At 70.3% G+C, this 822-nt stretch carries 1 protein-coding gene; it reads right to left on the bottom strand.

The window, feature by feature from the left end; genetic code table 11:
* Positions 1-789: DUF222 domain-containing protein (locus tag DW306_RS00015; protein WP_275092139.1), on the bottom strand; the 789-nt coding region annotated here is incomplete at its 3' end.
* Between the last annotated feature and the right edge of the window lie 33 nt (positions 790-822).

The raw sequence follows: 822 nt of genomic DNA, 5'->3' as shown, positions 1-822 counted from the left end.
CGCCGTCCGCGTCTCGCTTCCCGGCGAACGGCTGCTCGAGGGTGTGGCGACGGCGCTCGGGTCGGCGGCGAGCAGCAGGTCCGCGAGCAGATCCGCCTGCATCTGGTCCCAGGTGCGGGTGTCCGTCACCGCAGCGTCGGAGTCCTGGCCAGTGTCCGAGTCGTGCTCGGGGTCTGTCGCGAACGTGTCGTCGCTGAAGATCTTGCCCCCGTCGGCCGGGGTCGCCGCGTTGGCGTCGGTCTTGGTCGAGGTCGAGGCGTGCCTGTTCGCGTCGGTGTGGGGCTCGTCGTCTCCCGCGGCGGCAGACTCTCGATCACGGTTGCGGATCACCTGGCGTGCCATCTGTGCCAGCCGGTCGGCGATCGCGACCGCCACCCATTCCGGGAGCACCGCCGTCAACAACGCCAACCCGTCCCCGACGGAGCGGACCTTCACACCCCGCTCGCCCGCGGCCCGCGTGTGCCGATCATTGACCGTTTCGCCTACCAACGCAGCGGCGACCTCTCTCGCATGCGCCGCGGTCCGGGCAGCCGTCTCCCGCTCCGCGAACACCAGCACCGCCGCCTCGTACAAACCCATCACCGCGGCATCCACCCGACGGTTACGCACCGCCTCCGCCACGATCGCACTCGCCCGGGCGATCTCCCGCACATGCCCCGCACTGACCCGCCCGACCGCGAACGCGGCACGCACTGCGGGCAACTCCTGGCTCACCGTCCGGGCATCACTGAACGCGAACTCCACAGAACCCTGGGGAATCCGACCCGCGGCGGAGAACTCCGACACCATCGACCGGTACATCGCATCCCGGTGGAACCCGTT

The organism is Microbacterium sp. K24, from assembly GCF_004794465.1.
Taxonomy (GTDB): domain Bacteria; phylum Actinomycetota; class Actinomycetes; order Actinomycetales; family Microbacteriaceae; genus Microbacterium.
The sequence above is the reverse complement of the archived record's forward strand: the minus strand, read 5'-3'. Positions and strand labels throughout refer to the sequence as shown.